We start from the raw sequence: 23,972 nt of genomic DNA, 5'->3' as shown, positions 1-23,972 counted from the left end.
GATTGACTCAGTCTGATCAATGTTTCTTCGTTGGAATAGAATTGAGTGAGATGATGCATGAATGAACCAATTGATATTATAAGAATTCTGGAGCTTTTGCCTCACCGGTATCCATTTATTCTGGTGGACAGGGTGCTTGATTACAAAACGCTGGATTACCTGATTGCCACAAAAAATGTCACGATTAACGAACCGTTCTTTATGGGGCATTTCCCCGGCAATCCGATTATGCCGGGTGTATTGATGCTGGAAGCGTTGGCTCAAGCCAGCGCGATTTTATCCAATTTGTCAAGAACCCCGAAAGAAGGGCATGAGTTCCTGTATTATTTTGCCGGAATCGACAATGCCAAATTCAAACATGTGGTAACTCCAGGCGATCAGCTTCGGCTGGAAGTGAAATTAGTAGGGCAAAAACGAGATTTTTGGCGCATGCATGGCGAGGCCTTTGTTGGCGATAAACTTGCCTGTTCCGCCGATTTAATGAGTGCAGCGAAGGAAATTAAAAGTGATAGATGAACGCGCAATGATTCACCCCTCAGCCAAAATAGCAGCAGGGGTATCGATAGGTCCGGGCAGCGTGATTGGCGCCGACGTAGAAATTGGTGAAGGAACCTGGATTGGACCCTATGTCGTGATTGAGGGGCCGACCCGAATTGGAAAGAATAACAAGATTTTTCAATTTGCTTCGGTCGGCGACGAGCCTCAGGACGTCACCTATCAGGGGGAAGCTACCCGTCTTGAGATTGGCGACAACAATGTCATTCGTGAATATTGCATGATAAGCCGCGGCACGGTAAAAGGCGGCGGAGTGACCCGCATCAGAAATAATAATTTTTTGATGGCTTATTCGCATATCGGCCATGACTGCATGGTGGGTAACCATACCATCATGGTGAATCACGCAGCGCTTTCAGGGCATGTCATCGTCAATGATTACGCCATTATCGGCCCTTATGCGGCCGTTCATCAATTCTGCCTGATTGGCGCTTATGCTTTTATAGCCCGGGCAACCTATGTCACCAAGGACGTGTTGCCTTATGTCATGATTGCGGGGCACACGACATCCGCTTGCGGCATTAATACCGTGGGCTTAAGACGCCGTGGTTTTTCATCGTCGGCTATTGATCATTTACGTCGTGCCTATAAAATAATTTTCCGTAAGGGGCTCACTGTACAGCAGGCGGTTGCCGAGCTGGAACTGATGCAATCGGATTGCCCGGAAGTCATCCCCATGATTGATGCCTTGAATCAATCGACCCGAGGCATCGTTAGATAAGGATAGAATTATGTGGGCTGCAATTGGAGCTGTGGCTTGCGGCGGGGCGTTGGGCGCTGTTTCGCGCTTTGGTTCCGTCGCCCTGATGGCAAAACTGTTTGGCAGCCATTACCCGGTTGGCACCTGGTTTGTCAATTGGCTTGGATCGTTTTTGGCTGGCTTTATCATGATCCTGCTGTTGGAGCGTTTTGCGGTCACTGATTACTGGCGTTTATTTCTGGTGGTTGGTTTCCTGGGCGGATTCACAACGTTTTCAAGCTATTCCTGGGAAACCTGGGTATTGTATGAAGGAGGGGAGCACGTGGCCGCCTTGTTAAACATCGCGCTAAACAATATTTGTGCTCTCGGGATGGCCTTTGTCGGAATAATGGTCGGTCGATGGATAGGAGGGATGGTCTGATGCAAGTCAAAGTGGTGCGATTTTATTTAAGTGAAGATTCACCTCATTTAAAGCAGATTTATGATTACCTGCATGATCAACAGGTCATGGGTGCGACCATGTTTCGCGGCGTGAAGGGGTTTGGCAGCTCAGGCAAATTGCGCGAAGCGAGGTTACTGGATATTCATTTTGATTTGCCTATCGTGATTGAATTTGTGGAAGAGCCGGCAAAAGCCGATGAAATCCTGAACCATTTCAGCACCCTGGTCGAAGGCAATCGCATCTTGTCCTGGACTGCGGAAATGGGTGTTAGCTAGACAAGAGTGATGGAAGAAAATTATGTTAGATCCCCAACTGTTACGTGACGATGCGTTTGCTGTGGCTGAACAACTGGCTAAACGCGGGTTTAAATTTGATGCGAAAGCCTTTATTGAGCTCGAAGAGCAACGCAAGGCATTGCAAGTGGCAACCCAGTCACTGCAGAATGAGCGCAACACGCGTTCTAAAGCAATTGGCGCTGCGGTCGCACGCGGAGAAAATATTGAAGCCATGCGTGCCGAAGTCAATCAGCTGGGCAGTCAGCTGGAGCAGAAAAAGCAGGAGATGGAAAGCATTCTCAAGCAGATTGAGCACATTGCTTTATCCTTGCCTAATTTGCCGCACGCGTCAGTCCCCTTGGGGCAGGATGAAACCGGAAATGTGGAAATACGTCGTTGGGGGGACATTCCCTCTTTTGATTTTGCTGTGAAATCCCATGATGAATTGGGCGAAAGCTTGGGACAAATGGATTTTGCGCTGGCCGTTAAAATAACAGGCAGCCGGTTTGTGGTCATGAAAAACCAGATTGCCAAATTGCATCGCGCCCTGACTCAATTCATGCTGGATATCCATACACGTGAGCATGGCTACGAAGAAATTTATGTTCCCTATATCGTCAATGCTGACAGTTTGCTTGGAACCGGCCAATTGCCGAAATTTGAAAATGACTTATTTAAATTAAAAGGCGAAGATAATTATTACCTGACCTCCACGGCTGAGATTCCCGTAACCAACACGGTCCGGGATACCATCATTGCCCATGATGCTTTACCCATACGTCATGTTTGCCATTCACCTTGTTTTCGCAGCGAAGCCGGTTCTTATGGCAAAGATACCAAGGGGATGATACGCCAGCACCAGTTTGAAAAAGTGGAGCTCGTGTGGATTACTCAGCCGGAGCATTCCTATGACGCATTAGAAACGCTGACTGGGCATGCTGAAACCATTCTGCAACGCCTGAAATTACCCTATCGCGTCATGGCCTTGTGTACAGGGGACATGGGCGCCGGTTCTGCCAAAACCTACGATTTGGAGGTGTGGTTGCCGAGTCAGAACACGTACCGCGAAATTTCTTCCTGTTCGAACATGACCTCCTTCCAGGCACGCCGCATGAAAGCACGCTACCGCCACCCGGAAACGCAGGAAACCGAATGGGTGCATACTCTCAATGGTTCAGGACTGGCCGTAGGGCGTACTCTGGTGGCCATCATGGAAAATTATCAGGACAAAGACGGTCATATCCGCATTCCAGATGCCCTTAAGCCCTACATGGGCGATGTGTCGGTCATTACCCTCAATTAACAGGACGTAACCGCTCAAACGCTGGGTGGTCGGGAGTGAGAATCATGGGACGATTAGCGGGCAAAATAGCGTTAGTGACTGGTGCGACCAAATCCATTGGCTTGGCCATTGCGCAGGAATTCAGTAAGCAGGGCGCATGCGTGATTATTACAGGCAGAATGCCCAAAGAAGAGGGACTTAAGAAAGCCAAAACCATCGGTGCGGCAGACTACCTTTGTCTTGACGTTACCCAGGAAGAAGACTGGCAACAGGTTCATGCTCATTTGGAAAAACACTACCAGAAGCTTGATATTCTGGTGAATAATGCCGGCATTGATACAGCGCCAGGCAGTAAAACCCCCCAGGACATTGAAAGTATTTCCTTAAAAGACTGGCGGGCTGTTCTTGCTGTGAACCTGGACGGACTGTTTTTAGGGTGTAAAGCCATGCTGCCCCTGCTTAAGCAAAGCGATAATGCCTCGATTATCAATCTTGGTTCGCGTTCTGGCCGGGTCGGTGTTCCCTCCAATATTGCCTATGGCGCCAGCAAAGCGGCCAGCGATAATGTGACTAAAACCTTAGCCTTGCACTGTGCTAAAAAGGGTTACAAAATACGTTGCAACGAAATTGTACCGGCAGCTATCCTGACCGACATGTGGGATCAGGAGTTTGGGCAGGACGAGTATCGTGAACAACGCATCGCCCAGTACAGCCAATCGATTCCCCTGCGTCGCATGGGCACAGCAGAAGAAGTCGCCAAGATGGCCGTGTTTCTCGCCTCCGATGAATCATCCTATGTTACCGGCGCACCTTTCTTAATCGACGGTGGCATCATGGCCAGTGCCGCATCCTATGGCTCCACTCCTCTCAACAAGGAATCTCCCCTCGAACCCAATATCACCGTGACAAAAGAACAATCGTCCCTTATCGCCAATACCTTGTTTCAACCGCCTCTGGTACAGGTAAAGGAAAAATCACAGCAAGATGCAGCCCCTGGTCTCATCAATGGATAAGCCGCCACACCTGCGACTGGCTAAGATGCTGGTATGCGCCTACATTATCCTTGCACCTTCACGCCCATAATCAACGGCTGCCCGCCGGGCAGGACAAATTAAATTTGCCTTTGCCTTAGGGTAAACCCATTTAATTGTGCACCTAAAGCGTAGAAATAGGCATTGAATGTGTAAATTCAGTTTAAATGGGCTTGCCCTGAAGCAGATTGGTCTCACGATGCCTAAGTAAACCTTAAGAAAACAACTTTATAATGCACTCATTGTTTTTTATCTCATCTTGGTGATCATTCGGTGATCATCTTGTGTAAGAGGTATTTATGTTGTTTGCTCTCGTCAAAAAAAATCTTCTCGGAACCATTCATGAAAAACTGGTTGAAAAGTGGCTTAAGGAAAAGGACGATGAAATCAGGAAAAAAACCCAATTAGAGGTTGTGAGTCGTGAGAAGGAAAATCTGCGGCTGGAAGCGAATAAAGGGGATAAAACCAAAAAAATAGCGGCACAAGCCAATCCGCCAGAAACACGTGAGATGCATGGGTACCATGTTTATACCGGTTACATTCACGAATTCAGCGTGAGTGAATATGTCGTTATCCGGGAAATAAAGAAAACCTACACGGACACGTTTAATCAATTAATGTGGGAGCGGGGGTTAGACAAGCTGTTTTCCGACGCCATTGACGCGTTACAGCCTGAAACGGCCGAAAAACAACTGTTAACACGGCACCCCTGGATAAAGCGCAAAGACATGGAGTACTCGTCGTCAATTCCGTATCAATTTTTATACAGCTATCTGGAGCAACGCCTTTTAGCCACCCTGCAACCCAACGCACTGGTTTCCTGGTCATCTGCCAAACTGAGCGACATTGAAGAGAAGGCTTTCAAATGGGGTCCATTTTCCGAAACCTGGCTTAATAACTACATTGAAAACTATCCCTTTCTCAATGTGCGAGGGTTATATATCGATGCTACCCGGTTTGAATACCTGACCCATTACACATTGAGTACATTTCCAAGCGATGGGTTAACCAGGCTGAACATGGCACCCAGTCGAATAGATGTTTTCCGCTATTTATTTAACCTGTCCTACATGTCCATGCAGGCCAGAGAACGCGATGGTCTTGCGATTACGGCCAACGCACCTGTGCACTGGGGAGAGCTTGAACTATTAAAACCAGCTCAATGGGCAGAGCTTCAAAATATCCTGGTTAATATAAACAGTGAAGAGGCACCTGTCTGGGCTTTAATAAAAAGAACGAACACTGGCTGGACCGCCTACCTTCCGCCTTTTGGTGATGAAAGTCAAAAGAAATCCTTACTGGCTGTTACGGCGTTAAAAGGACTCGTTTTTGAGGAAGTAAATTGCAAAAACAACATCAACCTCAATGATCTTGGCGAATTGCATGAAGTGGCGCGATGGCATGCTGTACTGTTTGGGCGAATCGTTCCATGGAGTATCCAAAATAGTCATCAACCCTTGGCTGAATTCCGGGATAAAGTCCCTTTGCCTGTATTGCATCAGAGCGTTTTAGAACATTGCCTGTCTGGCGTTGGTGGTAAATCGTCCAATGCTGAGGAATTAAAAAAAGCGGCTAGAAACCGCAAACCGTTCAGTGATTTATCCTGGACTGAACTTAATCCACGGAATACAAAAAAACAATTGAGTTATCTCCTGGATCAAGAGGGCGCCCTGGATACGCTTGAAGTATCTGACGTGCTTGATGGCTTTGATAAAAAAGAATTGCAGTTTTCCCCGGATCTCAGCACCTTAACGGTCAAAACGGATTCGTATCTTAACGTGGACAGACGATTAACCCAGGCGTTGCATATGGTTTATCTTCATGCCCCTGCGCGCCTTGTCCTGCCATCCACCAGGTTTAACGCAACGAATAAAAACCTGGTTGATTATGATAATAATCTTCGGACAGTCAAACCGCTGGATAAGTTCCAGTTTGATAAAGCCAATTTCAGTTTCCTCATGCATTGCGCTGCACGTAACCGATTTCTCGCCGAGGTTAATCCGGGCATTATGCTGCCTGGAAAAATAACAATAGCAGCCCGTAAACGGCTTTGGAAGGAAGCGGGGAATGCAATGGTCGCTTTCTTTCAAAAGCATGGTGAGAGCCTTGACCTGGATTTTATCAATGAAGCCAAAGCCTTCGACAAGCATTGGCGTGGCCAAGATTGTGATCATGAGCATCGTGAGGGTATCCCTGCAACACAGTGGTCTTTTGCCCAGATAGCCCAAATGGGTCAAGAAGGCCTGGATGAATTATTTACTGTGCTTAAGGCCTATTCCGGCGATCCGGATAGGCGGGATCCTTCGCCCAATTTACCCTGTACCTTCGATTTAAACGGCAGCCTCACCGACGAGCCGCATCAGTACATCGCCTATTTGAGCGAAAAAATTCAAAGTTATTATCCAAAAAGTGAAGGCCACACGCCTCTTTTTAAACGCTTATCACTCATTCTCCCGGACAATCTGGATGAAAACACAGAGCAGGCATTAATTAAATTAATCACTGTTCTTGATGAGCGCAAAAAACGCTTCCCGCAGGAATTGTCGGAAGTGAATTTGTATAATCTTAAAAATTACTCCAAAGCAAGTGAGTCGCTAATCCAGGCATTCGCTAATAGAGCTCGCTATAGCGATCTGAAGATACAAATCAATATTCCAGCCTGGAATCGTGATGTTTACACAGCAACTGAGCAACAGCGTTTAAAAGCAAGTTACCGCGATTTACAGAATATTATCCAAAATAATCAACGCCGCGTGCGTCATGAGAAGCTTGAACTGAATACACGCAGTATTTATCTAGGTGCGGCTAAAAAGCTTGATCCCCAATTGATTCTTGATAGCAAACTCGAACAAGAGCATCAATCGTTTGATGGCGAAGACGTGCTGTACCCACTGACCGCGCAAACACCAGGCATTCAGCAGCAATTGCAACAGGAGGTGGCGCAGGAATTTAAGCTTGGGCAAGAAGATAAGCTGCAGCAGGAGCAAGAACAGGAGCAGGAGCAAGAACAGCAGATTATGCAGTTTTATGGCGATGAAAGCCAATTAATTACCCGCGATAACATCGATGAAAAATGCCGGGACAATTGGCAGGGTTTGCCCGATCAAATCAAACATCTTTCCGGTTGGGAAAAACAAAAATTAAGCCAGCTGTTCTCCCTTTGGGTGGGCAGTCATGAAAATGCTCCGCTGGTTATTGAAAAAATTCACCCCGATGCCATGCAGAAAATCATGGCTCATGCGCCTCAATTCCGTATGGGAATTGCCAAAGATAATTTGCCGGCCGGCTTTTTCCTGCAGTACTCCTCAAAGGGGAAAGGCCTTATCCTGTGTTTTGATGAATTACGTGAGCGGAAGGAATTAAGGGCGCAAAAATTTAAAGAATTAAAATTACGCAATCCATTTACCCTGGAATTGTATACACCCCGGTCTGCAGCGGAATTTAAAGGGGACTATCGCCAATTTACTCCCTTTAGCCAGTCGAAAACCGCAAAACAAACCTTCTGGCAATACTTGGCCACGGAAGATAGCGATAAGATTCGTCTTCATAATGCCGCCAGATTAGTCGATAATTCCCATTTGAAAGCGGCATCAGTCATTCTGCAACACGTTGACATTCAGGGTGAATTTTCCATACCTGACGATTATTCTGCCTGCCTGTCTTATCTGCGTCAGTGGGTTCAATCCTCAGAAATCAAAATTTCGGATGAATTGGCCTTGGCTCTGTTTAATGAAAAACGTGCAACGGTCCTCACTGAAAAAAATCTGCGCGCTTTTGGACAGGTTTTTGATCATTACGATGTTCTTAATGGCAAGAGCACCAATGGCAGCGAACATTTCCTTTTTATCGCTGACCAAATCCTCAAGCATTTTGGTGAGCAGGGCTTTAGAATTTGGAAAAGCCGTTTTCTCGATGTGTCAGAAAACTGGTCTGAGTACCTTGAAAAGTCAGAAGTGGATGCGATTGCTTTAAGTATTGTCACACTGAAAGATTTCCCCCGCCATCAAGCACTTTGGTGGAAACTGGTGGATGCTCATGGTCAGGCCGTCGGCCATCTGCGTTATGCCGATTTATGGTATGCCTTCCAAAAAGTGTTGAAATACGTAGAAGAGAGAAACCTTACGTTTGATGAGCAAAGCTTTAATCGCTTGCTTGAAAGCACACCAAATTTTAACGCCCGGGTGTTTCTTGATCGCTTGTACACTGTGTTGAAAGAGCAGCGTAACCAATTTGACAGTGCTCATCTCCAACAGTTGACCTTAAACCATCTTGATCAGATCGACTGGCGGCACAATGGTTTTTACTATGCGTCCCGCTACCAGCAATTTCCCTATTGGGATAAGGGGATGGCCTTTAGCGAATTCCATTCTGCAAGGGAAGACAGGAAGCCTGGTTACCCAGTGGATTGGGATTCTAAACTTCAACTGAAACATCCCACTCTGCACGCCCTGCGTTTCGCCAGTAAAAGAATGCAGTTAAGCCAGAAGCAATTCCTGGTGCTAAAGGGTGTTCTCGATGAGAAACTAACCGTTGAGTACAGTCCCGCCATTCGCTTATTGATGGCCAGTATCAGCCTGGGTGTCGATCATCTGGAGGATATGGAACGCGAAAAAATGAATCGACTGTTAGAGGAATTGACCCATGTTTCCCCTGATTTGCTGCAATGGATGAATGAAGCAGTATTCCTTGAGCAAGAGCTGCTTCCCGGACTTTTGCGCATGCGCTATGAGGATATCCCTGTATTTTCCAAAATAGTCGGTCCGGCTTATCAAAGCGTCAAAGGCAACCCACTTGACTTTATCAATGCTTCGGGCCGCGCTTTGCATTGCTTAGCCCGTATAGGCAATCAAGGCGTTCTCTTTCAACATTTGATTGATCATGTTCACCTATCCGGTTTTAATAAACCGCTGCCCCTGCTGTTTACGACCTATCCCTGGCTTATCACCGAAAGCATGAAGCCTACCTGGCAAAATCCTGCTGATGAGGCATACAAAATTGCCAAATCCAGTGAAACGTTTAAACAACTTCAGGCCTTTGAAAAGCAGCTTCAGTCCATTGATTTTGATCACAATACCTATTGGCCAGATGCATTGGAACTGCAGGGTCTCTTTAAGGGGATAGCTGAATCGCCGCAACCGGCCCACGCCAGACGAGAGGCTGTTTCTTACCTATTGAAAAAACAATGTGCCATTACGTTCCAGGATGCCCCATTCCGGGCGCTCGAGAGCAAAGAAATTGACAAGGCTTATGGTTACCTCGATACCTATTTAAAGCCAGGATTTAAAAACCACAACCTGCATCTCGCTGGATGTTTTCTTAAGGAATATGCAGCGATCAAAGCGGATACTGACGCAGAGAAACAAATTGAGCGTTTCTTGAAGCTCATCATCCGGCTGGATAATAAAGCTTACTTCGACGAAGTAGGGCAGGTATTGGGCACTTTAATTTCAAGACCCGGTCATAGTAAGAAACGTTACTCTCTCCCGCAACTGACCAGTTGGTTGGAAAGTCTCATGGACGATAAAGTCCCGGAACATCATTATCCGATTAATTTATTAACGGTTATTCTGGACAACGCGTTAACGAATGACTTGAGTTTAATCAACAGTGACTTAAATCAATTAAAAGAAACGGATAAAAACATCCTTGTTCAGCAAGCCTCTATCCGGGGTATGGTGCAGGAGCCTCTGCCAAACCAATATAAACCGGTTCTGGTTGAATTACTCCTTATCCATTGTGATCGACTATTTGTCCGTCATGCTCAGGACGCCCTGGGAAGGCTGCATGCTTTAAAAGTTAGCGGTGAGTGGCTTAAGGCTGTAACCGAGTTCCTCGCCCAATGCAAGCATTCTCATTTAATCCCTTATCGTCAAGAATTACTCAGTAATTTCGCTGAGCCTGCTGGAAAACTGGACGCAGGATTAGTGGGTTTATGGCAAGAGACGCAGGTTAAACTGATTGATTTGTTTGTTAATAAAGGGATGAAGCCAGAAAGCGTTCATGCTTTTTTCAGCCACGACACAACCAAACAGGTGTACATCAAAATAATATTGTTGCAAGCATTAACTGATTGGGACAAAGAGAAATCATTGGTTGCTGAGGTGAAGGAAAAACTGGCTCGTTTTCCCGAGCAACAATTGAGTCAGCTAGCCCAGTACTATGGTTCTGATCCCCGTCCTTCCCTGGCCATGTTATCGACGCTGTTAGGAAAGCTGCAATTAAACACTGCAGAAAAGGTCATCCATCATTTTGAATCAGTCGAACAAGGCCTAAACGACAAAGGGCTCCCCAAACGTCATTACAGCCTCCGTGATGATGACAGGTCAGGTTTGATGCGGGTTTTAGCTGGATTTAAGCGCAAAGGTCAAGCCTATTTTGAAGACGCGCAACAGAAAGAGTTAATTAACCTGTTGTATTATGCCAATAATTTCAGCCAGATTGCCTTTTTGGATCAACTGCAAGCCAAGGATTTAACCGCGGCGTTGTCTCTGGCTTTAGGTCAGCTTAAAACCGCTCCTTCAGCGATGGAAAAGCATGAAGCCTCCGCCCGTGTTTTAGCCTGTATGCGTGAAATTCTGCTTCGCAAGTCAGGTAAATGGGCGAATCACACCCAGATGCTGTCCTTATTGTACGCAGCCCTCTATAACGATGAGAGCCTGCTTCATCAGGTACGTACAGGTCAGGGTAAAAGTATCATTACCGTGATGCGGTCCGCCTACCTTGCGCTCAATGATTATGTCGTCGATGTATTCAGTTCGAAAGACAGTTTGTCGAAACGTGATCACGATGAATTCGCTCCGGTGCTTGATGCCATGGGCATCAGGCATGCCTATATCACCGAAAGTTCTGATGCTGACACCTATCAAACCCGCTCCGCACCTGGTATAGGCGCTATTAATTACGCCACCATAGGCAATTTCAGTCTGTTCCAATCCGGCCACATCTGGAAAGGTGAGCATGCCATTGAGCTTGATCCCAAGCGCCGTGCCGCATGGTTAGACGAAGCGGATTACATTTTACGGTTTGAACAGACGCAATTTAACTATTCTGACAATGCTGAAAGCGATCCCATTTACAACATGGATGAATGGGTGTACCGCGCGACATATGACTGGTATCTTGAAAACCAGAGTACATTTCACAATCTGAAAGAAAACGGCATTGTTGCTGTGTCCCGCAAAGAGCATTTGGAATCCTTGTGCAAATACTTGCAGGAAAGGAAAAGGCCATGCAGCCCAAAACAATCCCATTTCTTTGAAAATTACTTAGCCCCCGCTTTAACCAAAAACGAAGCGGCATTAAAAAAACGCGACAGGCAACTTAAGCAATTGCTGACTGCCGCTCACATTGCTATCTCGCTGAAAGAAGGGACTGAGTTTTGTATCAGACCAGACAGCAGAAGGGTAGCTGGTGGGCTGGTTATTAACACCAGGTCGGCTAAAGTTGTTATCAGTAACCAAATCCGTCACGGTTCTACTTACAGTGATTTGGTCCAGCAATTTTTACATATCCGATTAAATAAAGAAGCCATTCGCCGCGGCGAAACCCCTGATTTCTTTGTCGAGCCGGAAACCCAAATTGCCTTGTCACAAAATGCCCCTTACCTGTTAAAGAAATACTACAGCAAACTGGAGGGCTGTACAGGGACTGCCGGTAACGCGGCCGCACTTCATCATTACCGGGAAGAATACGGCATTGAACACGTGTCCAAATTGCCGACACATGAGGCAATTCGCACCACCTATCTACCGATGATCTTCTGCTCATCTGAAGCGGAGCAGGTCGGCGTCATCTCCGATCTTATGGTGGAGTATCAGGATCAACCGATACTGCATGCCTGCCAGGACGATCCGACGGTTAAACGCTTAAGCCAACAAATTGGTAAAACGTTAGGGAAGAAAAATCGCGATATGAGCCGCTTCCTGGTGGATACCAATGACAGCGGCAAGCAGGAAAGCGACATTCTACCCGGTGCGGGTTTCAAGGGGGCGATTAGCAACAGCGCTCGCCTTGGACGCGGCACGGACATCAAGCCACAATCGGAAAAGGGACTGGTGGTTATCCGCAGCTACCCTGCGGATCCTGATATTGAGAAGCAGGAACGTGGACGTCAGGGTCGGAATGGAGCCAAGGGCGTGTGTATTGATGTCATTGATTATTCAAAAATTGAGAGTCAATACAATGCTTATCATCGTTCCATCCATAAGGATCGACTGGAAGCGATTGTTCTTAGACAGCAAGAGCACATTCATCATCGTTTAGAAAAGCATAAACATAATGGTTCAAGCAAATGGAATTGGCTTAACGAAGCTCAAATACAGAAAAAATACATTATTACCCGCTCGGTTGTGCAATTAAATCTGGAACTTAAGCACGAGCGGGAAAAATTCCTGCGCCGTAAGGAATACCTCATCGCGACTTTGTCCGGTGAAGTCATGGATGCGCTGCATGATGCTATCCGCGACAAGGATAATCACGCGCATAAGCGTTTAAGTACAGCCTGGCTTGAGCATCGCAGGCAGATTGAAGATGCCTGGAATAGCCGGCTGGCGGGGAAACAAGGCGATAATGAAGAGGTTTATGGCGAATTTTTTAAGCAGGCGGATGCGATATGGCAAGGACTTTGTGCGCTTTGCCCGCAGTTAAACGCCCTTAGTCTGCTGCCATTGGCAGGAAAAACAGCAGATATGAACCAGGGAGCCCGCGGCGTTCTCAAGTACCTTGAAGAGCAAGTAGTGATCTGGAAGGGAAAACTTGAAAGTGGGAAACTGCATCCGAATGATAAGCCGACTTTGATGAAGTTAAAGAAGCAGTTAAAGTCCCTGGTCATCGAATGGCACCCGGACAGATTATCGGGCTCAGATAAATCAGCGGAGGATAAAGAGCTTGGGCCGGACATGATTCGCGTTATCACCCAGCTTATCGAATTACGCTCAGACTGTGAGAACAAGCTTGACGGAAAAGGCAGTGAAAACGAGCAAAACGCCTCCGAGGGTCCACAAGAGGAGATAAGAGGCAATGGCAATATGGTTATTTATAAGCCAGGCTATCGTCACATTCCTAAGAACCAAAAAAGGGATATGGCCAATGTGGTGAGCTTCTACCAGTCCTGGGTTGATCAAACCGAGCGCCATTATATCCAGTCCATTGCCTCTCCTGCTGAAAGGCGTGAGGTGATTAACGCCGCATACGGTGCTACTCAGGTGCAGATGAACAGGTTTTATCAGGAACTTGACAGCTTAAGTCATGCGGAACAAACAGGTGAAGCAAGACGTGCGTCTCTGTTTATGAAATTAACTGCTTGTATTAACCAGCACAAGGCGGCTTTTAGTGTTTCCTGTGGGGCCTGGGCGGATGTCATTGAACTGTTAAGAAACCAGCCTGACAATAAACGGGATGATTCATTGTTTGATGCCTTAAATACCTTTTTTGCCCAATCCTGGATTAATAAGAAAGATCCTATTCGATTAAATGCAGAGAAAATTAACAATAACAGCGCCCTATTGACCTTAGTCATGAAGATATCTGCCACAGCCTATGTGACGGAGAACGACGCGTCGAGGACGTTCATCCGCAATTTCTCCGAAGTTATCCGAAACGACTTCTGGAGAACTTTTGTGCTGATTCCAGAAATAGAGGAAGTCTTTGCGTCCAAACCCAATGTTACGCGATTGTTAAGTGTCCATACCAACCAAAATGATTTGGGTTATCTGCTTGGATTGATAGCAGAGAATCACGAGAGGGGACTGCATGGTGACGCGGCGGCTCAAAAATCCAAAGGAAAAATTAAAGCCCTTCTTGCTTATCTGGATGAAAATACCAATGCCCTGATGAAGAATCCTGCGCTATTGAGGCCTCTTGTTGCCATCCTGTTATCCAATATCGATTACGATTATCTGCCGAAAGCCGATATTTTGAGCAATTTAAACCCGGAAGCACAGGGTCGTTTCTGGTACTTCCTGTCGCAGCGGCTCCCTCTTCAAAAGAAATCCTGTGACCAATTGGTCCGACGTTTGGCGAGTTTCGAACAAACTCACGAGTTTAATCAAAAAGTCCTTGAGCCGCTTTGCAAACTGCCGTCTTATCTGTCGCTTGATTACATCAACGAACAGCTTCAGTTCAGACCAGGTCGTTATCAATTGGATGACTGTCAAGCTGTCTTGCTGGCAATCCATGACGCCGGTAAAGTATTCAATGAATTCTTACGCAATCGAAAGATCATTGAGTCGTCTACGACCTTATCCACTCCGTGTGATTCTGAAGCCTTTTTGCAATGGATGAATTGTTTTACCCGCATGCCGGCTGCTAGAGCCAGGGATTTATTTAAGGCAATTAAAAAATCAAATGTGCCTCCTGAGGAGTTAGTGGATTTGGCAGGACGCTTTACCTTAGACAAGAGCATGTCGCTAATTCTGTTTGAATGTTATTTAACCATTCTTGAGTCTCTGGAGAAGGTGAAAGCTCATAAGGAAAAATTTGCTTTTCTTAAGAAAGAGTATGAGCACCAATTCAATTTACCCAATTTGGAAAGAACAAAAGCGTTTGGCGCATTTGTGGAATGGATGGTTGATGCTCCGGCTGAATTAACGACGAAGGAAACGACGGCTTTATGGGGGCTTTGGGAAAAGGACCACGATCGGGCATTAATGAAAGAATCGTTGGACCTGATGACTGAGCTTAAGCGTTTTGATCAACGTTACCCTGAAATCAAGTTAATGGAAGACTACCTTGGCTCGACAAAGGACAAACAGGCCAATGAGTTTTACCGAGATTTCCTTGACGTTGTCAATTCTAATCAAAACAAGGGCGTTGATAAGGAGGGGGAGAGCGACTTACCCATCATGCACTCCCTGGTCCAGGCTTATTTTAAAACCAAAGTTATCCGCAACAAGAGTGAACTCAACGAGGCGTTTCGTGTGGTGTCTGAGGCGAAAAGTCTGAATAAAAGCCAGCGATGGGCTGATTATTTCGGAGATATTGGTTGCAAAAAACAGCAGGATCGCCGCCTGATTATGCAGTATCTCCACCATGGTCTCCTGGATTTAGGCGAGAAATTTTCGAGCCGATGCTATAAAGAGTATAACTATTTGGCCCAAAGAGTTATCCCGGTTGCCCCTGAAAAACTGGGGAATGACAGGCAGGGTAGAAGTCAGTTACGCCAGTGTTTCAGTCATTTAATCCAGTTTACTCAGGAACTGGTTGAGATCACTAAGGCACCCTTTATTAAGGTGGCTGCGGTGAATAATTCTCATCTGGCGCATGAAGGATTCATTAAGCAACAGAAAGCGTATTTTGGCAGTCAGCAGGCTAAATATGCCAGTTTCTGGTTGACGACGAACAGCATTCGCAAAAACCAGGCTCGCGACTTGTTTATAGGCTTAAACGACTTAAAGCTGAATACCAGGGAAGCATTTTACGAGGAAAGCCTGAAAACCATCTGGGGGTCACAACGAGAGATACTCAAGAGTGATATAGGAACAAAGCATAATAAAAAGGGATACAGCCGCCTTTACGATATAAGCGTACAAATGTTTTTAAAGATCGCGCGCGATATGATTGCCGATACGGATGTGGCGGCGGAATCGAAGGTTTTCCTGAATGATATCCTGAATAAGCAAACCCGGCATCATGTCGACATTCTCTATGCGCGATTGCCGGACAATCATCCCCTCAAGGGACCCATGGGCGCCTTGATGAACCACAATGCCGGGGATTTGCTTGCCTGGACGCCAGGTTCTGTCGAGCTAACCCAGCTTAAAACCTTGTTGGAGTATCACGCCGATAACATACCTGACCCCCTGAAATATTTAACGAATAATCTGGTGTGCCTGATGGAGGTTCCCATAACTGAAACGCGTGAAATCACTCATGACAGAGTGAGTTAATTTTTAGATTAAATAGTAAATAAATAGTCAAAACAAGAGTGGTATGAAAGTAAGGTGTTATAATATTAGTCAGTGTGATTTAAAATCGCTTTATTTGGCTGGAGCTCATTATGCCGCTATTAAGAGATAAAATACGCCAAGACCTGGAAACATTGATTGCGACGCAATACACCTTACCCCCTAAAGCATTTGCCGAGGAAGAGCTCGCCGTTAAGCAGAGTGTTGAGAAACTGGTTCTTGTATTGAGTGAGCCCGCCAGGCAAAAGTCGCTGCTTGCTGACATACCTACTGATTCAATTGAAAACATGACCCGACGCGGGCATTTAACCGTCGTGGCTAAGAACATGGATGACCATTTTCTGGTTGCCATCGAGAAGATACTAAAAAATGGCCATTTTACAATGGAATATGGCGGGGAGACGGTTGATCTGTCGGAATTATACCAGGGGTGTAAAAAAGCACTGACTAAACAGGGGAAAGAACCTAATTTTGAAGACGTCCTGCTGAGAATGTATTCGGTGGAGAGCCCTTTTTACAAGAAATTAAATGCCATTGTCTCAGGCTATAATAATCCCAAAAGTACCACAGACGAAGAAAAGAAAATGGCTTTGTTATTGAATATGGCTGTTCACAAAGCCGGGATAATGAAGCGCACGTTCGAAGTCCATAAAACACCATCAGTATTGTACCGTGGACAAAGTTTTGGGCGGGATGATTTTATTAGTAAATTGATACTGGTCAGGGCATTGCATGACCGAGGCGAGCTGGCGACTTTAGCGCCTGATAAGTTGGCTGATATCAATATTGCTGATATTGTCGCGAAAAAAAATGTCAGCATGTCATCTGAAGTAGCTAGTGCGGCCGCTTTTGCTACTAATAAAGGGATTGTTTTGCATGTCCAGAATCCTGAACAGCTGGCAGATTTTTATGCCGTGGCTAATGTATCTGCCCACCCGAATGAAGCGGAATTTTTATCCAGAATGCCTGACGACGTCGCCATGATTCCCATTGGTATTGATGAGGATGACACTTCAAAAACCATGCATATTCATGTCATGTGTATTCATTCAGAAGCCACACAACCGACGAATTCCACACGCCTTACTGACATTAAAAATGCATTGAAGACTACTCTTCACAAAGAACTGAACGAACCTTATGGCTTTTTTACCTCTTATCTGTACTCACGATCGTATACCCAGCAACAAAAAATGTTGCTGGAGCAGTTAATAGCCGTTATAGAGACGCCTCAAAATAATCCTGATCCCACCAAGCAGGATGAGTTTTTAGAAACCTCGATTAAGCTGCTTAAAAAGCTCTATGAAACCAACCCCACGGATTACCAGAAAAAAGGTTTTGACGCCATCAATGCGTTGCTTCAGGACTACAGTGCAGTGATTGCGGATTTAAGTGTCAAACACAAGTTGACCGATGTGAAGGCCATTATTGCAAGCGAGCAAAAACAACTGGAAAAAAATATACAGGGTAAACGCTTATGGCTTGCCGGTATAACTGACGAGGCCGATAAAAAACGGCTGGAGCCTTTAAAGAAAGACATGGACGTTTTGCTGCGGCCAGATAATAATCCGGTTGATTTAAGGCAGGCGGCAAATAACATACTCGATTTATTAAAAGCCAACCCGGATATTGGCAGCCATTTCAAATTGCTGGAAGAAGGAATAAAACACATCATAACTTCCCTGGATAAAATAGAGGAACAACAGCAGATTCTTATTAAGAATCCGTCCTTATTGTTTAAAGATTGCCTGCGCTGCCTTGCTGTTCCAACTCATGAGGGCAAGCAAGAAAAAAATGAGATTGACCTGTTCATCAGCAGTGCGATGAATAAGTTTTTTTGAGTGATGGTCGGGAGACGGTTAATCATTAACCTGTACCTCATGCCCGACTGGGTGCCGCGGACAAGCCGCGGTATGTAGATGGAGAGCCAGGCTTCTATTACTATCGCTCTGTCCACCATTCAAGGAAGTATGATTGCACCCATCGTATGTTTATATACTTGCAAGTCAGCGTAACGGCACGCTTTATGTGGGTTCTACATGAGACCTCATTAAGAGGATATGGGAACACAAAAATAGAGTTATGCCTGGATTCACAACGAAGTACAATGTACAGAGGCTCGTATATTACGAAGAGCATGAATTGTATATTGAAGCAGCACGTCGTGAAAAACGCTTCAAAAATTGGCCAAGACTATGGAAAATAAATTTAATCGAAAAGTTGAACCCTGATTGGCTTGATCTATATAAAGAAATTTGCCGATGAGTCAGGTGGGCTGGATGCCGCGGACAAGCCGCGGCACGTAGACGGACGATTGATCCTCTGGCGCCAATGTGCGCGGCTGTCCTCGGCGATCTCTGATGCCTACGTGCCGCGGCTGTCCGCGGCGATCTCTGACGCCTACGTGCCGCGGCTTGTCCGCGGCATCCATTGGGGTTGATCCAGCACTTGGTGTCGGTTGGGGAGCTATGTGTCTAAATTGTAAGGGTTCGTGATCATCCATTGGCCTCAGGCCCTGATGAATGGTCGGAGTGACAGGAATTGAACCTGCGACCCCTGCCTCCCGAAGGCGAATTCAAGTAATTGTTAATGTAATCCCATGTATTCCCATGAATAAAATCTCCTTGTAAATAAAGGGGTTGTTGGGATTTTATGTTGTACTGACATATATTGTTATGCTACATTCCATAACAAAAATGCACCCTATATGCACCCTGTTATTGATGGCTGAATTTTTTGATGATTAGAATAATAAGATGAGGGAAATTTTATAAGGGCTAGAAACCAAAAAACCACCGAAAGGTGGTTCTTGGTCAACTGCTAAAAGGGGCGCTTTCGCGGGTCCCTAAAAGCTTACGGTATAATTATGAGCCATTTTACGTGGATATGTCAATTTTTCTGGTTTTTTCGGGATAACCATACTAATTTGATGCAACAGGACTTTGTATGGAAGAATATATAAGTGCATTATCAATAGATAGGCTGACAAGCTATGAAATATTATGTCCAAGCAAAGTGGATACGGATATTATAGGGGCTTATCATTGGAATTTATTAATATGTCAGGCATTGTATCCCTTCATACACTCAGTAGAAGTTGCATTACGTAATTCAATTCATCACGCAGCCACCAAGAAATTTGAGAATGAATTTTGGTTCGATATCGTTGTAACTGATGGTAAGTCACAATCAATTCTTCAAGATACCAAAAATGATTTGCATCGTAGATTTAGGCAAGTAAGAGCATCAGACATTGTTGCAGGATTAACATTTGGATTTTGGACAAATTTAATAAAACAAAAAACATACACTGATCAATTTAATCCAAATCGACTGTGGCCTGACTTAATTTCTTCGGTTTTCCCCCATTATGCAAGAGGGCATGATGATAGAAAGAATATTTCCAAGCGATTTGAGGAAATAAGGCTAATTAGAAATCGTCTGTTTCATCATGAGCCAATCTGGAAATTTAAAAACGCTGAAACATCTCAAGAGTGTATTGCTGAATTACGTCGAAAATTCAACGACATATTTAAAGCAATTGGCTGGATTTCAAAATATAAACGAAATTGTTTGAGGGAATTTGGTTTTGTTGAGTCGTTTAAGCACAATTGCACACATGAGGTTCTGGAGAGTTATATGAAGAAGGGTGCTGAAATACTACGACAATTAGCGGATCAAAGGTGATTGGATAAATGAAATTGAAAATTAATAATACACTTATTAAAAAACTAATCCCTGCAGAAAAAGAGTATGAGGTTCACGATCTGGATTTAAAAGGCTTTATGGTAAGGGTTTTCCCCTCAGGAACCATGCGTTATGTTTGCCAATATAAAAGAGGCAAAAAAATTAATATAGGAACTGTTGGAGTTATTACTGCAGCACAAGCTCGAGAAAAGGCTCTTGAAATATTAAATAATGTTCATAAAGGGATTGAGCCTACTGCCCAAAAGGGGGTCAATAAACCAAAGACGCTGCAGGAATTTATTGAAAATGAATATAAGCCTTGGGTTCTGGCTCATCATAAAAGAGGAGAGGAGACACTGGCTGCTCTGCAGCGGTGTTTTAAAGCAATGTATCCAAAACCTTTAGCAGAAATTACACCGGTACTTTTAGAGCAATGGCGCGTAAAACGTTTAAATGAGGGCACCGCTCAAGCCACTATTAATCGTAACATCACTACGCTTAAAGCTGTTATTACAAAAGCGGTGGAATGGAGCTTTTTAAAAGAGAATACTTTAAAAAATTTAAAACAATTTAAAATTGATCGTTCCCCAAAGGTGAGATATTTATCCATTGATGAAGAGTCTTATCTGAGACAGGCATTGCAGGATAGAGAAAATCAGTTAAAACAGGAGAGAATAAATGCCAATCAATGGCGCAAAGCTCGTGGCTACTCTTTATACCCTGAGTTTGAGCAGGAAGAGTATTTCGACTATTTAATGCCTATGGTACTTATTTCTATTAATACTGGTTTGCGAAGAGGAGAATTATTTAATTTAACTTGGGAAATGGTTAATCTAGTTGAGAGATCAATTTTATTAAGTGGCGAAGTTACAAAAAATGGTAGTTCTCGTTTCATTCCGTTGAATGATGAAGCATACCATATCGTGAAACAACTATATCAAAAGAGCGTTTCTAAAAAAGGGCTTATGTTCCCCAGTAAAAATAATCAGCCATTTAATCACGTAAAAAGATCATGGGCTTCTCTTTTAGAAAAAGCTCAAATCACTCAGTTTAGGTGGCATGATTTGCGTCATCATTTTGCTAGTAAACTGGTTATGGCTGGCGTGGATTTGAATACTGTTAGAGAGTTATTAGGTCATTCTGATATCAAAATGACCTTAAGATATGCCCATTTAGCACCTGAGTATAAAATTAAAGCGGTTGAAAAAATAAATTGGGCATTGTGATACGGTCAATAATTACTCTTTAAGTGTTTTTGCACTTTGACCATATAATATTCGTTTAGCTTCTTCTGTTAAGATGGGCTCTATATTGAGGTCGTTGGCCTTATTATATGCACGTTGCGATGCGGGTCGTGCTTTAATCCCTAAAAACCATTGTTTTAAATGTGGAAATTCATCTAAATTTTGCTGTTGCTTTTCATGAGAGACAATCCAGGGATAGCAAGCCATATCAGCAATTGAATACTCATTTGCTATAAACTCGCGACCCGTTAATTGCTTATTAAGGACGCCGTATAATCTGGCTGTTTCTCTAACATATCGATCCACAGCGTAAGTTAACTCTTTAGCATGATGGCTAAAATGATGATTTTGCCCCGCCATGGGTCCTAATCCGCCAACCTGCCAAAACAACCATTGCAATACTTCATAACGAGCATGTATATCTTGTGGTAAAAATTGTCCTGTTTTCTCTGCCAAATAAAGTAGAATTGCACCGGACTCAAAAATGGCTATAGGTTTACCGGCGATTTTAGGAGCATGATCAACAATTGCCGGTATTCTGTTATTCGGTGATATTTTCAAAAAATCTTCAGCAAATTGTTCACCTGTGAAGATATTTATTGGAATGAGATTATAGGATAAGCCAGCTTCTTCCAGGAATATTGTAATTTTATGACCGTTTGGAGTAGGCCAGTAGTATAAATCGATCATAATATTATCCCTTAATGAAAAGCTTAATCAGATTTTAATTTCCATCGATGCCAAATAATTGGAGTGGCTGCAAGAATTTTCTTAGAAAAAATAACGGGTTCTTCAACTTCGGTCTGAGAATTCAAGCAGACTAAAGCATATCCATTTGTCCTTTTTATCAAACGGCGAAAATAAATACCTTCGCTAATTTCAACAACACAATCATGGCCTATACATTCCTCAATATCAGATGTATTCATATATTGAATACCTCCTACAAAATCACCTTTTGAATAGGTGGGTTCCATTGTGTCATCAGAAACCATAATAACAATGGCATTGGGATTGTTCGTTTTAAAAAATTCAATTTCTTTTTGAATAGCGCTTTCTTGACTAAGTAAAGGTGCAATATCTTTATCTAGTGCAGGATAAGGCATAAATTCTGAAGTAAATAAAGTAGGGCTTTTACCTGCACCGTCTAAAAGCCATTGTACAGAGCAGGTTACCCCAGCATCATGAAGTATTTCGATTAATTTAGAGGCTGTTTTTTCTGTCAGTGGGTTTCTACCTAATTCCCATGATTGCAGAGTATGCATACTAATACCATATTTACTCTCTAAATCCTTACGTGATATGCCAGCCAAATTTCGTACCATTTTAATACGACGCCCAACGCTTATTTTTTGAGTATTACTATTAATTTCTATCATAGATCAACCTTTATAGATACCGGAAACAGGTATAAATCCATTTACATATACGTGTAATAGGTATAATATTGTTTATTATATACGTATTATGGCACAGAAGAAGCGTCATACCTGTGAGCAATCCTCATTGTCAATAATGCTGGCCTGTTCTTAATGAATTTAGCAAATACTCAATTTATTTGAGTATACAAACAAAATCAAGCTGTATGGCAGACATGGAAAGAGTAGAGAAAGCAATGGATTTACTTATTAATAAAGATGAACTGGATCGACTGTACGGACTGCCTCATATCCAGCAGTTGGTCTACTTAAGAGGGATTAGGCCGTATATGGATGTAAAAACCGGCACGGTTGGATTAAAGCGCGGGATAAGCTATCAATCGCTGACTGAACAACTCTACATTGAACCGCATCCTGGCATCAAAGCCACGTCTTTTTCACGCGCACAGGTTCGCCGGGCGATTGATGGCTTAGAACGTGCTGGCCTGATTGAGGTTCAATCCGAAGCTCAGCAACTTATTTTAAAATGCCCTTTAGCAAACAAGCCTTACTCCGTCCAAAATAAAGCCGTCACAAACCCGTCACAGTTAGCCGTCACTGTGGATAACGCAAATAACCACGCCAGCACTGGGTTTTCAGCGAGTGAAGCGGCGAAAGCCGACACAGGTAAAATGGCAAAAGCCGTCATACCTCATAATAAAGATTATTTATTATTTTTTTTATTATCCCAATTCGAGCAATTCTGGTCGCTTTATCCACAGCAACAAAACCGGGAGAAAGCCTGGGAAGCGTTCCAGTGCTTAAACCCCGATGAAACCCTTTGCCAGAAAATCCTTCATGCCCTAAAAGCGCAAATCAATCACCGCAACGAACTCACCGCCAATGGCCAGTGGGTTCCTGCCTGGAAATATCCTGCCAACTGGCTTAGCCAGCAGGGCTGGAATGAAACATTACCCGCAATCAACCACAAGGAGTCACCCCATGAAACCCGTCAAGGATTTACTCGATCCCAAAATCAAAGCCAAGGCATTTGGCATCACTTCGACAACGTCAACTTCGAATTCGACGACCCCTCTCATGCCTCGGGAGAAACATCCAATGTCGTCTACCTGCGAAAAGGAACCTAACCACTACGACAAACGCATTGACACGCTGTTTAGCCGCTTAGGCAGCATTTACGGCTATGTGTGGTGGAGCTGCTTCAAAACCGAATCGATGCTGAACATGGCGAAAAAAGAATGGTCGGAAGGACTTCATCGCTTCGACAACACGGTCTTGAAGGACGCTTTGTTTTACTTTCGTGAAAACAGTAACTTCCCACCCACGCTGCCACAGTTCATTGAGCGCTGTAAAGCCAGCGTCAGGCGCAATGACTTCTGCTCGGCAAAGGCGGAACTACAACAACGCATCGATACCAAAATCGCCTTAAAACACATTCAAAACCTGTACGCCCTGTTAAAACACTAAACCTCAA

At 44.4% G+C, this 23,972-nt stretch carries 14 protein-coding genes and 1 pseudogene; 13 read left to right on the top strand and 2 right to left on the bottom strand.

Going from position 1 to position 23,972, the window contains the following annotated elements:
* The first annotated feature begins 57 nt into the window (after positions 1 to 57).
* The 11 genes and pseudogenes from fabZ (at position 58) to Lery_RS06420 (ending at position 21,101) form a co-directional block, all read left to right on the top strand.
* The gene (gene fabZ, locus Lery_RS06465; RefSeq protein WP_058526431.1) at positions 58 to 516 is read left to right on the top strand and encodes a 3-hydroxyacyl-ACP dehydratase FabZ; all 459 of its coding nucleotides are present in this window, start codon (positions 58 to 60) and stop codon (positions 514 to 516) included.
* Positions 506 to 1,276: an acyl-ACP--UDP-N-acetylglucosamine O-acyltransferase gene (gene lpxA / locus Lery_RS06460; protein WP_058526430.1), complete on the top strand. Its 771-nt coding sequence runs from the start codon at positions 506 to 508 to the stop codon at positions 1,274 to 1,276. Before fabZ ends, lpxA begins: the two co-directional genes overlap by 11 nt.
* A gap of 10 nt (positions 1,277 to 1,286) precedes the next feature.
* Positions 1,287 to 1,676 carry a fluoride efflux transporter CrcB gene (crcB, locus tag Lery_RS06455; RefSeq protein ID WP_065230256.1) on the top strand — a complete coding sequence of 130 codons (390 nt, stop codon included), beginning with the start codon at positions 1,287 to 1,289 and terminating at the stop codon, positions 1,674 to 1,676.
* The gene (locus Lery_RS06450) at positions 1,676 to 1,972 is read left to right on the top strand and encodes a DUF190 domain-containing protein (protein ID WP_058526429.1); all 297 of its coding nucleotides are present in this window, start codon (positions 1,676 to 1,678) and stop codon (positions 1,970 to 1,972) included. Before crcB ends, Lery_RS06450 begins: the two co-directional genes overlap by 1 nt.
* 22 nt (positions 1,973 to 1,994) lie before the next feature.
* Positions 1,995 to 3,275, top strand: coding sequence for a serine--tRNA ligase (serS, locus tag Lery_RS06445; protein WP_058526428.1), 1,281 nt, complete (start codon positions 1,995 to 1,997; stop codon positions 3,273 to 3,275).
* Between the two features lie 44 nt (positions 3,276 to 3,319).
* Positions 3,320 to 4,267, top strand: a complete 948-nt coding sequence (locus tag Lery_RS06440) for an SDR family NAD(P)-dependent oxidoreductase (protein WP_065230255.1) — start codon at positions 3,320 to 3,322, stop codon at positions 4,265 to 4,267.
* A 317-nt stretch (positions 4,268 to 4,584) separates the two neighbouring features.
* Entirely contained in the window at positions 4,585 to 16,170 is an 11,586-nt protein-coding gene (locus Lery_RS06435) for a hypothetical protein (protein WP_058526427.1), read from the top strand.
* A gap of 110 nt (positions 16,171 to 16,280) precedes the next feature.
* Positions 16,281 to 18,029, top strand: a complete 1,749-nt coding sequence (locus Lery_RS06430) for a hypothetical protein (RefSeq protein ID WP_058526426.1) — start codon at positions 16,281 to 16,283, stop codon at positions 18,027 to 18,029.
* A 133-nt stretch (positions 18,030 to 18,162) separates the two neighbouring features.
* A pseudogene (locus Lery_RS15625) lies at positions 18,163 to 18,453 on the top strand (GIY-YIG nuclease family protein).
* Positions 18,454 to 19,134: 681 nt separating this feature from the next.
* Positions 19,135 to 19,875, top strand: a complete 741-nt coding sequence (locus Lery_RS06425) for an Abi family protein (protein WP_058526425.1) — start codon at positions 19,135 to 19,137, stop codon at positions 19,873 to 19,875.
* Between the two features lie 8 nt (positions 19,876 to 19,883).
* A complete protein-coding gene (locus Lery_RS06420; RefSeq protein WP_058526424.1) occupies positions 19,884 to 21,101 on the top strand; it encodes a site-specific integrase in 1,218 nt (405 codons plus the stop codon).
* 12 nt (positions 21,102 to 21,113) lie between these two features.
* Here the strand turns inward: Lery_RS06420 and Lery_RS06415 are convergent, their stop codons facing one another.
* Both Lery_RS06415 and Lery_RS06410 read right to left on the bottom strand, forming a co-directional pair.
* Positions 21,114 to 21,809 (bottom strand): glutathione S-transferase N-terminal domain-containing protein, encoded by a 696-nt coding sequence (locus tag Lery_RS06415; protein ID WP_058526423.1) that lies wholly within the window; start codon positions 21,807 to 21,809, stop codon positions 21,114 to 21,116.
* A gap of 23 nt (positions 21,810 to 21,832) precedes the next feature.
* Positions 21,833 to 22,498, bottom strand: a complete 666-nt coding sequence (locus Lery_RS06410) for an XRE family transcriptional regulator (RefSeq protein ID WP_058526422.1) — start codon at positions 22,496 to 22,498, stop codon at positions 21,833 to 21,835.
* A 236-nt stretch (positions 22,499 to 22,734) separates the two neighbouring features.
* Between Lery_RS06410 and Lery_RS06405 the strand changes: the two genes are divergently transcribed.
* A complete protein-coding gene (locus Lery_RS06405) occupies positions 22,735 to 23,625 on the top strand; it encodes a hypothetical protein (RefSeq protein ID WP_058526421.1) in 891 nt (296 codons plus the stop codon).
* Positions 23,597 to 23,965, top strand: coding sequence for a hypothetical protein (locus tag Lery_RS06400; RefSeq protein ID WP_058526420.1), 369 nt, complete (start codon positions 23,597 to 23,599; stop codon positions 23,963 to 23,965). The genes Lery_RS06405 and Lery_RS06400 overlap by 29 nt, the downstream gene beginning before the upstream one ends.
* Positions 23,966 to 23,972 lie beyond the last annotated feature (7 nt).

The sequence above is a fragment of the Legionella erythra genome (assembly GCF_001467615.1).
GTDB classification, from domain to species: Bacteria; Pseudomonadota; Gammaproteobacteria; order Legionellales; family Legionellaceae; genus Legionella_C; species Legionella_C erythra.
This window is presented reverse-complemented; position numbering and strand designations above follow the sequence as displayed.

Bases quoted from the DNA above. Each gene is read 5' to 3' on its own strand.
- fabZ (WP_058526431.1), top strand. From the start codon at position 58: ATGAATGAACCAATTGATATTATAAGAATTCTGGAGCTTTTGCCTCAC.
- crcB (WP_065230256.1), top strand. From the start codon at position 1,287: ATGTGGGCTGCAATTGGAGCTGTGGCTTGCGGCGGGGCGTTGGGCGCT.
- Lery_RS06450 (WP_058526429.1), top strand. From the start codon at position 1,676: ATGCAAGTCAAAGTGGTGCGATTTTATTTAAGTGAAGATTCACCTCAT.
- serS (WP_058526428.1), top strand. From the start codon at position 1,995: ATGTTAGATCCCCAACTGTTACGTGACGATGCGTTTGCTGTGGCTGAA.
- Lery_RS06440 (WP_065230255.1), top strand. From the start codon at position 3,320: ATGGGACGATTAGCGGGCAAAATAGCGTTAGTGACTGGTGCGACCAAA.
- Lery_RS06435 (WP_058526427.1), top strand. From the start codon at position 4,585: ATGTTGTTTGCTCTCGTCAAAAAAAATCTTCTCGGAACCATTCATGAA.
- Lery_RS06430 (WP_058526426.1), top strand. From the start codon at position 16,281: ATGCCGCTATTAAGAGATAAAATACGCCAAGACCTGGAAACATTGATT.
- Lery_RS06425 (WP_058526425.1), top strand. From the start codon at position 19,135: ATGGAAGAATATATAAGTGCATTATCAATAGATAGGCTGACAAGCTAT.
- Lery_RS06420 (WP_058526424.1), top strand. From the start codon at position 19,884: ATGAAATTGAAAATTAATAATACACTTATTAAAAAACTAATCCCTGCA.
- Lery_RS06415 (WP_058526423.1), bottom strand. From the start codon at position 21,809: ATGATCGATTTATACTACTGGCCTACTCCAAACGGTCATAAAATTACA.
- Lery_RS06410 (WP_058526422.1), bottom strand. From the start codon at position 22,498: ATGATAGAAATTAATAGTAATACTCAAAAAATAAGCGTTGGGCGTCGT.
- Lery_RS06405 (WP_058526421.1), top strand. From the start codon at position 22,735: ATGGATTTACTTATTAATAAAGATGAACTGGATCGACTGTACGGACTG.
- Lery_RS06400 (WP_058526420.1), top strand. From the start codon at position 23,597: ATGTCGTCTACCTGCGAAAAGGAACCTAACCACTACGACAAACGCATT.